Below are 11,601 nucleotides of genomic sequence, written 5' to 3'. Positions count from 1 at the left end.
GTAGTTGCCGCTGGAGCGATCGGCGCGGGTCGCCGCCATCCGGGTCTGGTCCGCGGTGTCGACGCGCAGCGAATCGACAAAGCCGTCGCGATAGTCGTCGCTCAGATCCATGATGTTGGCACAGGTGATCTTGCCGTCGGCATCCGTCATGCGGATGTTGCCTTCGGCATGCAGCCGCTTGGTCTTCTGATCGTAGATGACCTTGTCGGCCTCGACGCTGGTGCCGTTGTAGAACAACTGCACGTTGCCGACCGCCGACACCCGCGAATTGTTGTAGTCGTAGTCCACCTCGTTGGCCTGGACCAGCATCTGGTTGTCGTTGGCAACGCGCGGCGGGACGGGCCGCGCCGGCCGCGGATTGTAGGTGAAGCCTTGCGCGGAGGCAGATGTGGCGCTCGCGACTTCGATGGTCACGGCAATCATCAGGATAAGACCAACTGTGACCACCCAGGCCCGGAAAGCGGGCGCGGAAGCGATCGGATTTCGTACGGCCTGCTCCCTCTGCGGAACGCGGCCTGCGATCCAGAACTTCAACGCCGACCTCAATACGTCCCCATCCGACCGCTCGACGGTCAGCGATGGAATCCGCAGATGCCGTAAGCATCTCGCGTCTGATTAGTTGGCGTTCCTCCTAGCCCGGAAACTTCGAGCGTTGATGTCCCCAAAACCGCAAAAACGCCCCGAACTATTGCAGATTGTTGCACCAGGGGCCGCAGGTTACGTAAGGTTACGAAATTGCCTGCGAAAGGCGCTCAACTCGCACGCGACGTTCGTATAAATGGCCCGACAAATCGAAGTCCAAATGCGGGGTCTGTAAGGGAATTCCAGCGTCATGAACGCTGCGCCACATCTTCTCATTGTTGATGACGACAGGGAGCTTTGCTCGCTGTTGTCGAAATTTCTAAGCCGGCACGGCTATCGCGTCTCTATCGCCCATAGCGGCAGCGAGATGGCGTCGATCCTGGAGGCATCACGCATCAGTCTTGTGATCCTTGACCTGATGTTGCCGGGCGATGATGGCTTGGCTCTGTGCCGGCGGCTACGCGTGACCAGCACGTTGCCGATCATCATGTTGACGGCGATGGGCGATGAGGTGGACCGGATCATCGGGCTCGAAATGGGTGCGGATGACTATCTTGCAAAGGTCGCCAATCCCCGTGAATTGCTCGCGCGCGTCCGCGCCGTGCTTCGTCGCGCAGGTGCGCCCGAAGCCCGCGCGCCGGCCGATCAAAAGCGCATTCTCGAATTTGCCGGCTGGCGCCTGGATGTGACGCATCGTCAACTCTATTCCGCGAGAAACGCCCTCGTGCCGCTGCGGGCCGGCGAATTCGACTTGCTTCTTGCATTTGTCGAACGGCCGCATCGCGTGCTATCGCGCGACCAGCTGCTCGACCTTTCGCGTGGGCGCACGGCCAGCGCTTTTGACCGAAGCATCGACGTTCAGGTCAGCCGGCTTCGCCGCAAGATCGAACCGGATCCGAAGGAACCGACGCTGATCAAGACTGTTCGCAACGGTGGCTATCTGCTGGCGGCGAACGTCGTCGCGGTGGCGGTCTCATGACGGCGCTCTCGCAACTCAACAACATCGCAGTCAGGATCGGGATAGCAATCGTTTTTGCCATATTTCTGGTGGTGCTAACGCTGATCGGCCTGAGCCAGCTTCTCGAATACTACGGCTACGGACAGGGCGATGAAGATGGGCGTGTGCGCAGTCACCTCATAGTCAACAAATCCAGCTTCGGCATCGTCAATCCCCGACGCAATCCAATGATGCTTTCCGGCAGGATTGCCGTGATCATACGTTCGGTCGCCTCAGCCCCTTCGTCCGAGCAGCAGCGGATCGTCGCGGCCGTCGCGGACCCGGAAATACAAGTTGCGCTCGACGCGGCAGTGGCTCCCGTACCTGCAGGTCACGCGGATGACTACACCGATCGGCTTCGCCGGTTGATCCAAATGCAGCTAGACATGGCATCGCCACCGATATCGGTCAGCGCTCGCAGTCTGCCGGCGAGCGTTGACGGCTATACCGGCCATTCGAACTCGACACCAAAGGGCAGGGCTGTGGTTGAAGCAGTTTTGCAGGATGGCCGGCGGATCACCTTCACCATTCCCTATGATCTCTTGGGAAATCCTAACGGATTGATCCTCGTCCTGATTTCGATTGTTATCGTCTCGGGGCTGGTTTCGGTCTGGACAGCGCGTCGGCTTGCCGCTCCGATCAAGGAGTTTGCGCGGGCCGCCGAGCGCCTTGGCGTCGATTTGACGATGCAGCCGCTTGCCGAGCGTGGACCGCGAGAGTTGCGCGTCACGATCCAGGCGCTCAACCGCATGCAGCACCGGTTGCAGCGTTTCCTGGAAGACCGGACGCAGATGCTGGCGGCAATTTCGCACGATCTGAGGGCGCCGCTGGCGCGCTTGCGTCTGCGTGCCGAACTGGTGGCGGATAGCGAACAACAGCGCAAAATGTTCGATGATCTGGAAGCCATGAATGCCATGATCGAATCAACCTTGACTTTCGTGCGCGATGACACTCGCCAGGAGCCGCGGAAGCTCGTGGATCTCGGCGTCCTCGTCGGAGACCTTTGCGAAGATTTCGCCGACGCTGGTGGCGAGGTCTCCTACACCGGCCGGCGTGGCATCGATGTGTCCTGCCGGCCCGCCCTTGTTCGCCGCGCCGTCGCCAATCTCATCGACAATGCTGTCAAATATGGCGGCGGCGCGCGGGTGGGGATTGTCCACGACCACGATCGGGTCGTGATCGCCGTCGATGACGATGGGCCGGGCATTCCGCCGGAAGAGTACGAGAAGGTTTTTGCGCCGTTCTACAGGCGTGAGCCTGCGCGCGATCCGACCAACGCAGGTGTCGGCCTCGGCCTAAGCATTGCCAGAACGGTGGCGCGCGAGCATGGCGGTGATGTCACGCTCAAGAGCCGCGACAGCGGTGGGCTGAGCGCTCTTATCGAGCTGCCGGCCTGATGCCGATTGATCCGGCCTATCACTGGCTCGGCAGATTTTTTGATCGAGAGGACATCTCCAGAAGAGCTCTCAGCGAGCTATGGGTGCACTTGCAGCTTTGATTGCCATCGACCGGTGGCCCGGCGGGCCCATCGCTGTGAATTTCGCAACCCCATTTTTCCCGCCTGATCCAAAGCGGTTCGACGTATCAGTCCTGAGGCTGCTTTCGGCCGCGAAAAAGGCAATCTCGTCCATGCATCACCAGGTCCCTCGGCCGCCCGCAGGTCCAACCGGTAACCGCCGACGTCCGCGCATCGCCTTCATCGACGCTCTGAAGGCGCGGGATATCTCCTTTCTGCGCGACATCATGGCTGCGCTGGAGTCGGATTACGACATCCGTTTCACGAACTCACGTCAGGAAGCTGTTCTGATCGAGACCATTGCCTGGGTCGACATCGTCTGGCTGGAATGGTGTCTGGAGCCTGCCGTCTGGGCCACCAACAGGCTCAACATGCGCGGCCATGGCAAGAAGGTCATCGTCCGCCTGCATTCGACCGAAGTCATCGACGGACGCTTCCCGCACCAGGTGAAATGGGAAGCGGTCGATCACCTGATCTTCGTGAGTGAAGATATCCGCGACGAATTGCTGAAGCAGATTCCGGATCTGCCGCGCCGCGTCAGGCATTCCGTGATTTCCAACGGAATCGATTGCGATCGCTTTGCGCCTGGCCCGCGCGCCGGCGATCCTCGCCACATCGCCTGGGTCGGCGACGTCGCGATGAAGAAGAACCCGATGCTCGCGCTGCAGATCTTGCGGCGCTTGGTCGACCTGGACGCGGATTATCATCTGTATGTGGCGGGTGAGGTGATTTGTCCGCGCACGGCGCGATATCTGGATCATCTGGTCGGCGAAATGGAGCTGGGGCGCTCCATCACCTTCTATGGGCGCATTGCCGATATCGAAGCCTGGTATCGCGACAAGGGCGTGCTGCTCTCGACCACCCTGTATGAGAGCTTCGGCATGAACATCGGCGAGGCCATGGCCAGCGGCTGCTGGCCGGTGGTCCATAATTATCCCGGCGCCGCCAAGACCTGGCCGGCGGAGACGCTGTTCGCGACCGTGGATCAAGCCGTCGAGCGCATTCGCCAGGTCCGGCCGAACGGCTATCGTGCATTCGTCGTCGACCGCTATTCGATCGCCCGCCAAATGGACGCCGTTCGCCGGCTGCTCGCGGAAGACTTTGCCGTGTTCGATCCGCAAAGCTATTGGGAGGCCCGGCATGAACAGCTCAAGGGGTCGATCCGCAGCGTCGGCCATATCGGACTGAGCGAGATCCAGAACTTGCAGGACTACGCCGTCAACGCCGATCATCTGCGCTCCGCTCTGCTTGCCAAGTTTCCCGACCCGCAAGGACGCGTTCTGTTTGACGCTGGCTGCGGTACCGGCGTGGTGAGCGCGGTTTGCGCCGATCTCGGCTTTGAGGTCATCGGTGCCGATTTCTCCAAGACGGCCATCGCCCAAGCTCGCGTCCGCGTGCCGGGCGCAACCTTCATCGCGGGGGCCTTTGACGAGGTGCCGCTGTCGCCGGTCGATGCCATCATCTGCCTGGATGTCCTCTTTCATATCGTCGATGACGGTCTATGGCAGCGCGGCCTCAAGGCGCTCGCAAGAAATCTCAAGCCCGGCGGCCGGCTGCTGGTGCTCGAGCATTTTCCGGAAGCGCCGAGCGATGCGCAGCATGTGCGATGGCGCTCCCTGGATGCCTATCGCAAGGCAGCCATCTCGCTCGAACTGAGCCTGACCGAAATCGTCACCTATCGCCTGCAGCAGATCGGGGCGGAGAAAACGCTGCTTGTCCTCGACAAGGCGGCGGCAAAGCCACTGGCCGCTACCGATCGGGAGATGGCGATCATTCCGGCGAGCTAGATGGCACCATGCCCCGCGTTTCCGTCATCATCCGCACCAAGAATCGTCTGGTCTTCCTTGCGCGCAGCCTTCTCAGCGTTCAGCAGCAGGGTTTCCGAGATTGGGAAATCATCATCGTCAATGATGGCGGCGATGCGCCGGCGCTCGAGCAGTTGCTGGCGCAGGTGCCCGGTGTCGTTCGCAGTCGTGTCACGGTCGTCCACCATGCCACATCGCAAGGACGCTGGGCGGCCGCCAATGCCGGATTGAAGGTGGCGCGCGGCGACCTCGTCGTCATTCATGACGACGACGATAGCTGGCACGGTGCCTTTCTGGAGACCATGGTCGCTGCGATCGATCGCCACCCGCCGTCGGTCGCTGGTGTGGTCTGCCACACGCAATATGTGGATGAGGTCGTGTTCGACGGCACTATCGCCCGCAAGGGCGTTCGTCCCTTTAATAGCTGGATGCAGAACGTCACCCTGTTCCGGATGGCCTCGCGGAATTTCATTCCGCCGATCTCCTTGCTCTACCGCGCCAGCGTGCATGAGCAATTGGGCGTTTACCGGGAGGATCTGCCGGTGCTCGGCGATTGGGATTTCTACATGCGGCTGTTGTCGTGTTTCGAGATCCAGCTCGTTCCGCGCGTTCTGGCGAATTACCACCTGCGCCCCGCGGATGCGGGCGAGCAGTTTGGCAATTCCGTGCTGACGGGCGTTCAGAGCCACAGCTCGGTGGAGGCGAGCATCCTCAACGCACTTCTGCGCAAGGATCTGTCCGAGGGCAAAGTCGGCCTCGGCACGATTGCCAATCTCGCCTATGATCTCCGCGAGTTGCGCGAGCACGCGTCGGAGACGGTCATAGACCTCAACGAGCTGTTGCGCAGAGTCCACGCGCAGGCGCCGGGCTGAAGGCGGTCGGGCTGGAGATGCCGCATCAACCCGGCGCGCAGCGCTCCGCGATGATCGTGCCGACAGTGCGCGCGAACGGGATCTCGCAGCGCTCGGCGATGCCGAGGGCGAGCTCGACCGGGTTCAGCTCAGGCAGGTCGTACGCCAGCTTTTCGGCGCGGCCGAGCGACTTGCCGGCGCCGAGTCTCTCCGGCAGCGCGGCGTAGCCAAGGCCGGCCTTGACCGCGTTAACCAGCGCCGACAGGCTGCGCGCCTCGCAGGCGATGGTCCAGTCGCGCTCGGCCTGCCGCAAGCTGCGCAGCGCCTCGTCGCGATAGGCGCAACCTTCCGCGAAGGCGACCAGCGGCACCGCGCCATCGCCTCGCGCGAACACCGCCGGACGGCCGAACCATGCCATCGGCTCGAACGCGATCGCAGCCCCGGCTTCATTCGACGGCGCGCGTTTGAAGAACGCAAGATCCAGCCGGCCGAGGCCGAGGTCTTCTTTAAGGCGCGCAGAGACGTCGGTCCGCAGCGAGAGCTGTGCTTTCGGATAGCGGAGCCGGATCTCCTTAAGGGCAGACGAAAGATCGCGCTCGAGGAAATCCGCCGGCAGCCCCAGCCGGATCCGCTCGCCCGAGGCCGGCTGGCGCATCGCCGCGACCGCGCGTTCGTTGAGCGCGACGATCTCCCGTGCATGCGCGACCAGCGCCGCGCCCCGCGGTGTCGGGCCGATGAGCCGTCCCCGCGACCGCTCGAGCAGGGGATGTCCGACCAGGCCTTCGAGCCGGGCGATCTGCAGGCTGATCGCCGATTGCGAGCGGCCGAGCCGCTCGGCGGCGCGCGAGAAACTCTTGAGGTCCACGATGGCGATCAGGGATCGCAGCGTGTCGATGTCGAGGGTCGTCGGCATGGGCAAAACTCCGAGAAACGGCGGTGCTGGCGGACGAGCCCAGCGAGGGAGCGGTCGAAATGAGATTTATCAATGAGACGATTGCAGAAATCAATTTCTCAGCTCGCAGGTCGACAGGCTATGGACGCGGATTGGGCGCGGAAAGCGCCATCGAAGCCGTATCGAGGGCAGGAATCACATGAAGCGTCGCAATCTCCTGAAGGTGCTGGGTTGGAGTGCCACTGCCGCTATCGTGGGCGCGCCGGCTGGCGCGGAAGAAGCAGCCAAGCCGAGCGTGATTGTGCCGCCGCCCCCTTGGCCGGAGCCGCAATTGGCAGTGGCCGACAGGCTCGGCTACTGCCGCATCGGCAAGGGTCCTGCGGTCTGCGTGGTACTGCACGAATGGCTTGGCGACCACGTCAATTGGGAGCCGGCGCTGCCCTATTTCGATCTCGCCCGTCATACCCTGGTGTTCATGGATCTGCGCGGCTATGGCTGGTCACGCGCGATGAGCGGCAGCTACACGCTCGATGAAGCCGCCGCCGATGTGCTGCGGGCCGCCGATAAGCTCGCGCTCTCCCGTTTCCACCTGATCGGGCATTCGATGTCCGGCCTCGTCGCGCAGAAGATCGCTCTGCAGGCTGCAGGCCGCGTCCAGAGTGCGACGCTGTTTTCGCCGGTGCCGCCGACGGGCTTTCACGCCGACGAGGCGGCGATGAAGGCGTTAAATGCCGTGATCGACGAGGACGCGGCGGCCGCGCGCGCGATCACGGCCCGCACCTCCAACCGCTATGGCGCCGGCTGGCTCACGCGCAAGCTCAAAATTGCGCGCGAGGCCGCCACGGTGGAGGCAATGCGCGGTTATCTGAAGATGTTCACGACCGAGTCCATCACCGACGACACGAGGCGGCTCGCCGCGCCCCTGCATGTGGTGAACGGGGCGCAGGACATCCCGTTCTATCGCGGCGAGGCCTCGCACAATGCGTTCGCCGCCGCTTACCCGCAGGTGAGCTTCGAGATGATCGACGATGCCGGTCATTATTCGATGCTGGAAACGCCGGTGCGCGTCGCCAGCATCATCGAGAAGCATGTTGCGGCCGCAGGCTGAGCATTTAGAGCGTTTGTTTGCCCGGCGACCCGACCACCTCGACGGTCGCAGTGCGGCCGGCCACGAGCTCGGTATGCTCGGGAACACGATCGAGCGCGATGCGCACGGGGACGCGTTGCGCCAGGCGCACCCAGTTGAAGGTCGGATTGACGTTGGCAAGCAGGCTGGTCCCCTCGGCGCGGTCGCGGTCCTCGATGCCGGCGGCGATGCTCTCCACATGCCCGGTCAAGCGGCCGCTGTCGCCCATGAGGTGAATTCTGACCTCGTCGCCGACGTGGATACGCGGCAGCTTGGTTTCCTCGAAATAGCCCTCGACGTGCAGCGTATCGCTGTCGACCAGGGCCATCACGCCTTTGCCGGCCGTTACATAGGTGCCGGGACGCAGGTCCATGTTGGAAATCGTGCCGTTGACAGGTGCGTGCACCTCGCTGCGATCGAGATTGAGCTGGGCGAGATTGCGGTCGGCCACCGCCTGATCATAGGCGGCCTGGGCTTCCTGCTGCGTCGCCAGCACCTGCTCCTTCTTCTGTTGGGAGACGGCGTCGGTGGTCAAGGCGCGGTAGCGCTTCAAATCGCTGTTGGCCTGATCCAGCGCCGCGCGGCGGCTCGCGACGACGGCATCGGCCTGTTGCAAAGCGAGCGCGAAGCGGGCGCGGTCGATGCGAAAGATGACGTCGCCGCGACGGACCTTCTGGTTGTCGTGCACCAGCACGTCGGTGACCAGACCAGATACGTCAGGCGCGATCTGGACAATATCGGCACGCACACGGCCGTCGCGCGTCCAGGGTGCGTCCACATAGTAGCCCCACAGATGAATCGCGACCACGACAGCCGCTGTGACGGCGATGCCTGTGACGGCAAGGCGGCCAAGCAGGGCGAAAAGCTTCTTCACGACAGATACTCCGAAGACAGATAGACAACGCCTCCGAGGAGGCAGACGAACAGCGCCAGATCGAACAGCGCGGGATGCCAGACCAGGCAGTAGAGACCCGTTTTGCGTACGCTCCGGCGCAGCAGCGCGCTTAAGGCATAGGCGACGACCAGCCACAGCAGGAGCGCGGGCGCGAGCACGCCATAGATATCGATTTCATATCTCATGCGGCGAGACTCCACGGATTGGGCGATTGAGGCCGATAGGCCGAGGCTTGCGGGAAAAGTCCGCGCCGGATGCCGATGAGGCCGATCAGCGCGTCCTTCCTCGCCTCGCTTTCGGGCTCGTTGAGCGCCTCCGCCAGCGCGCGATCGATGCGTGCGAGCAGCTCCTCCGGCAGCGGACCGGACACATGCGCGCGAGAGGCGAGCGCAAGCTGATCCAGCATGTCGTCGATCGCAGCAAGTGTTGCCGGCGTCAGCTCGTGGCGGGCGCGGCGCAGATCGATGATGTTAAGGCCGACCCGGAGCTGGGTCAGACTGTCGACATCGCGGCGATCGACCTCGCGGATGACGGCGAAGCGCTGGACCAAGAGGCCGAGGCGATCAAGCATCACACCGAAGAAGCGGGCCCGGTCGTTCTGGCCGCGCCGCTCGGCCGTGAGCGCAAGCGTCGTCCAGTTGGTCTTCATCAGGCGACGCGCGACCCACTCGGCTCCAACCGATCGGGCGAGCCTGGTGATGACCGCAGCCGCCGCCATGCCGAGCAGGAACGCGATCGCCGAATTGGCGTAAGTCGCAAAATCCGCGTCGTAGTTCGATTGCAGCGCCAGCAGGGTCGCCGAGTTCACGGCCAGCGGCATGCCGGCAAAGGCCGTCTGCGGCCGGGCGATCAGGTAACCAAACAGGATGAAGGTCGGCGCCAGCGCAGCGATCAGCACCTCGATCTTGGAAATTCCAGGGATGATAGCGAACAGATAGATCGCAACCACGACGATCGAAGCCAGCGACCACCAGGCGAAGCTGCGGATGCTGGGCGCGGGATCATCCTGCGCGGCGTAAAAGGAACAGCCGACCGCCGCCATCATTGGCGCCGATGCGCCGTCCACCCAGCCGGTCGCGATCCAGAAGGCACAACAGATCAGGATGGCGATGGCCGCGCCCGCGCCCGACCACAAGGCCAGGGCGTGGTCGCGATGTCGCGCCGGCGCAACGCCGGCCTCGGGCCGGAACGCCAGTTGCAGGCGGGATACGTCCTCATCATTCGCAATGGCGCGGTTGAGCGCGCGGCAATCCTCGGACACATCGAGGAGCTCACGCAATCGTATCAGCAGGTTTGCCGCCGTGATCTGATCCCAGGAGGATTGGGCATCGAGCTTCGGCTGCAGCGAGGCGATCGCGGTGCGGAGCGTCGCGGCCGGTTGCGGTTCGCCGGCACTGAACGAAAGCCAGCGTCGGAGATCATCAAGCAGTCGCGGCAATTGTGGCGAGCAGGTCCGCAGGCGGTCGCCAAGCGCGGCGATCCGATCGGTGATGGAGGCGAGGAGCGGCAACAACATCTGCATGTGCAGGCGAAGCGCCTGCAGGCCGCGCACCGCGTTTGCATCCGCGAGCGGATCATAGGCGAGATGACCGGCAAGCGCGTCGATTTCGACCGCGTCGGTGGCAAGCCGCAGGCGCTGCGCCCGATGCGCCGGCTCGTCGCCGCGGCCGGCGAGCACGTCCTGACTGAGGCGCCTTGCGTCGGACAGCCAATTGTTGACACGGCCGGCGACCGCGGGCGCGACGCTGCGCGGGAGCACGATGGTCGACACCAGGGTCGCGCAGATGATGCCGAGCGAGATCTCCTCGACCCGCGCCAGCGCGGTATCGAAGATGCTGCCGGGGTCGGAAACGGCGGGAAAACCGATCAGGGCGACCGTATATCCGCCCAGCATGAAGGCGTAGCTGCGCGGGCTACGATCGAGCAGCGACAAATAGAGGCACAAGCCGACCCAGAGCGCGACGGCAAGGCAAAGCAGTTCGGGGGCGTCGACCAGGTTGGGAACGAGGGCGACGGTAACCGTCGCGCCGATCAATGTCCCGAGCACGCGGTAGAACGCTTTCGAACTCGTCGCGCCCGCCAGCGGCTGCGAGGCGATGTACACAGTCGCCATCGCCCAATAGGGGCGCGGCAGGTCGATCCAAAGCGCGACGACGAGCGCCAGAGACGCCGCCAGGAAGGTCTTGAATGCAAAAATAAGGTCCGCATGGCGGACCAGGAAAGACTGATCGGAACGCACGGCTCAAGCCTCCGCGGCCTCTGCGGCTTCGCGCAACCGGTTGGCCCGCTGTTCGATGCTCAGCAGGGCTTCGAATGTCGTCACAAGCTCGTCGCTACCGATGTCCTTCAGGAGATACGCGCGAACTCGGCGCAGGACCCGGTTGACCTCATTGGCCTTGGCCTCGCCCGTCGCCGTGAGATGCAGGATTTTGGCGCGGCGGTCGGTCGGGTCCTCGCGGCGCTCCACGAGGCCCTCGGCCTGCAACAGGTCGATCAGCCGGACCAGCGACGGCCCCTCAATGCCCATCTCTTCGGCAAGCACGCCCTGGCGGACCAGCTTGCCCCGCCGCGATAGCACCAGGAGCGGAAGCGCGGTGGCCTCGGACAGCCCGTGGTCGGCGAGCGCCTGATTGGCTTCGCGCCGCCACAGGCGCGCCAGCCGTGCAATCAGCAAACCCATTTCGGCATGGATCGTTGTTTGAGAAAGAACCATGCCAATTAGATAGGATGCTAACGATTAGGATACAATGGAATGGGTCGCAAATTTGCCCGAACCTCACGAAAAAGCGATCAGGAACGGGGCGTGCTCAGCCCGCGTTCCCGCCGTCGGCCGGAAACAAGTTCTCGGGGGGCATGCGCCGCCGCCTGCGGCTCTTTACGCGGCGTTGGCCCGACAGGAACGCGATCGCCGATGGCGGCGGGGCGGGTGATCCGCGG

At 63.6% G+C, this 11,601-nt stretch carries 11 protein-coding genes; 5 read left to right on the top strand and 6 right to left on the bottom strand.

The genetic code is table 11. From position 1 onward, the window contains the following. Positions 1-423, bottom strand: a 423-nt coding sequence (locus tag F758_RS45340; protein WP_198026644.1) for an LptA/OstA family protein, incomplete at its 3' end; no start/stop codon positions are given. A 409-nt stretch (positions 424-832) separates the two neighbouring features. On the opposite strand from F758_RS45340, the gene F758_RS0135935 reads away from it, so the two are divergent. From F758_RS0135935 to F758_RS0135920, 4 genes are all read left to right on the top strand, one after another. After that, positions 833-1,561 carry a response regulator gene (locus F758_RS0135935; RefSeq protein ID WP_024512391.1) on the top strand — a complete coding sequence of 243 codons (729 nt, stop codon included), beginning with the start codon at positions 833-835 and terminating at the stop codon, positions 1,559-1,561. Further along, positions 1,558-2,976: a HAMP domain-containing histidine kinase gene (locus tag F758_RS51170; protein ID WP_024512390.1), complete on the top strand. Its 1,419-nt coding sequence runs from the start codon at positions 1,558-1,560 to the stop codon at positions 2,974-2,976. The genes F758_RS0135935 and F758_RS51170 overlap by 4 nt, the downstream gene beginning before the upstream one ends. 232 nt (positions 2,977-3,208) lie before the next feature. Further along, positions 3,209-4,882 carry a glycosyltransferase gene (locus tag F758_RS0135925; RefSeq protein WP_051387138.1) on the top strand — a complete coding sequence of 558 codons (1,674 nt, stop codon included), beginning with the start codon at positions 3,209-3,211 and terminating at the stop codon, positions 4,880-4,882. Positions 4,883-4,890: 8 nt separating this feature from the next. Then, entirely contained in the window at positions 4,891-5,772 is an 882-nt protein-coding gene (locus tag F758_RS0135920) for a glycosyltransferase family 2 protein (RefSeq protein ID WP_024512388.1), read from the top strand. Between the two features lie 25 nt (positions 5,773-5,797). On the opposite strand, the gene F758_RS45330 is transcribed toward F758_RS0135920, so the two are convergent. Continuing rightward, complete coding sequence (locus F758_RS45330; RefSeq protein WP_024512387.1) at positions 5,798-6,664, bottom strand: LysR family transcriptional regulator; 867 nt, start codon at positions 6,662-6,664, stop codon at positions 5,798-5,800. 178 nt (positions 6,665-6,842) lie between these two features. Here F758_RS45330 and F758_RS46835 point away from each other — a divergent pair, with 178 nt between their 5' ends. Beyond that, positions 6,843-7,751 (top strand): alpha/beta fold hydrolase, encoded by a 909-nt coding sequence (locus F758_RS46835; RefSeq protein ID WP_024512386.1) that lies wholly within the window; start codon positions 6,843-6,845, stop codon positions 7,749-7,751. 4 nt (positions 7,752-7,755) lie between these two features. On the opposite strand, the gene F758_RS0135905 is transcribed toward F758_RS46835, so the two are convergent. Genes F758_RS0135905 through F758_RS0135890 form a run of 4 tightly spaced genes read right to left on the bottom strand, consistent with a single transcriptional unit; the run spans position 7,756 to position 11,377 of the window. Beyond that, complete coding sequence (locus F758_RS0135905; protein ID WP_024512385.1) at positions 7,756-8,643, bottom strand: efflux RND transporter periplasmic adaptor subunit; 888 nt, start codon at positions 8,641-8,643, stop codon at positions 7,756-7,758. Continuing rightward, positions 8,640-8,849: a DUF1656 domain-containing protein gene (locus F758_RS0135900; protein WP_024512384.1), complete on the bottom strand. Its 210-nt coding sequence runs from the start codon at positions 8,847-8,849 to the stop codon at positions 8,640-8,642. The genes F758_RS0135905 and F758_RS0135900 overlap by 4 nt, the downstream gene beginning before the upstream one ends. Beyond that, the gene (locus tag F758_RS0135895; protein ID WP_024512383.1) at positions 8,846-10,903 is read right to left on the bottom strand and encodes an FUSC family protein; all 2,058 of its coding nucleotides are present in this window, start codon (positions 10,901-10,903) and stop codon (positions 8,846-8,848) included. The genes F758_RS0135900 and F758_RS0135895 overlap by 4 nt, the downstream gene beginning before the upstream one ends. A gap of 3 nt (positions 10,904-10,906) precedes the next feature. After that, positions 10,907-11,377 (bottom strand): MarR family winged helix-turn-helix transcriptional regulator, encoded by a 471-nt coding sequence (locus F758_RS0135890; RefSeq protein WP_024512382.1) that lies wholly within the window; start codon positions 11,375-11,377, stop codon positions 10,907-10,909. Positions 11,378-11,601 lie beyond the last annotated feature (224 nt).

This window comes from Bradyrhizobium sp. ARR65 (assembly GCF_000472385.1).
In the GTDB taxonomy this organism is placed as follows: domain Bacteria; phylum Pseudomonadota; class Alphaproteobacteria; order Rhizobiales; family Xanthobacteraceae; genus Bradyrhizobium.
The sequence above is the reverse complement of the archived record's forward strand: the minus strand, read 5'-3'. Positions and strand labels throughout refer to the sequence as shown.

Coding starts and splice junctions, on each gene's coding strand:
- F758_RS0135935 (WP_024512391.1), top strand. CDS start 833: ATGAACGCTGCGCCACATCTTCTCATTGTTGATGACGACAGGGAGCTT.
- F758_RS51170 (WP_024512390.1), top strand. CDS start 1,558: ATGACGGCGCTCTCGCAACTCAACAACATCGCAGTCAGGATCGGGATA.
- F758_RS0135925 (WP_051387138.1), top strand. CDS start 3,209: ATGCATCACCAGGTCCCTCGGCCGCCCGCAGGTCCAACCGGTAACCGC.
- F758_RS0135920 (WP_024512388.1), top strand. CDS start 4,891: ATGCCCCGCGTTTCCGTCATCATCCGCACCAAGAATCGTCTGGTCTTC.
- F758_RS45330 (WP_024512387.1), bottom strand. CDS start 6,664: ATGCCGACGACCCTCGACATCGACACGCTGCGATCCCTGATCGCCATC.
- F758_RS46835 (WP_024512386.1), top strand. CDS start 6,843: ATGAAGCGTCGCAATCTCCTGAAGGTGCTGGGTTGGAGTGCCACTGCC.
- F758_RS0135900 (WP_024512384.1), bottom strand. CDS start 8,849: ATGAGATATGAAATCGATATCTATGGCGTGCTCGCGCCCGCGCTCCTG.
- F758_RS0135890 (WP_024512382.1), bottom strand. CDS start 11,377: ATGGTTCTTTCTCAAACAACGATCCATGCCGAAATGGGTTTGCTGATT.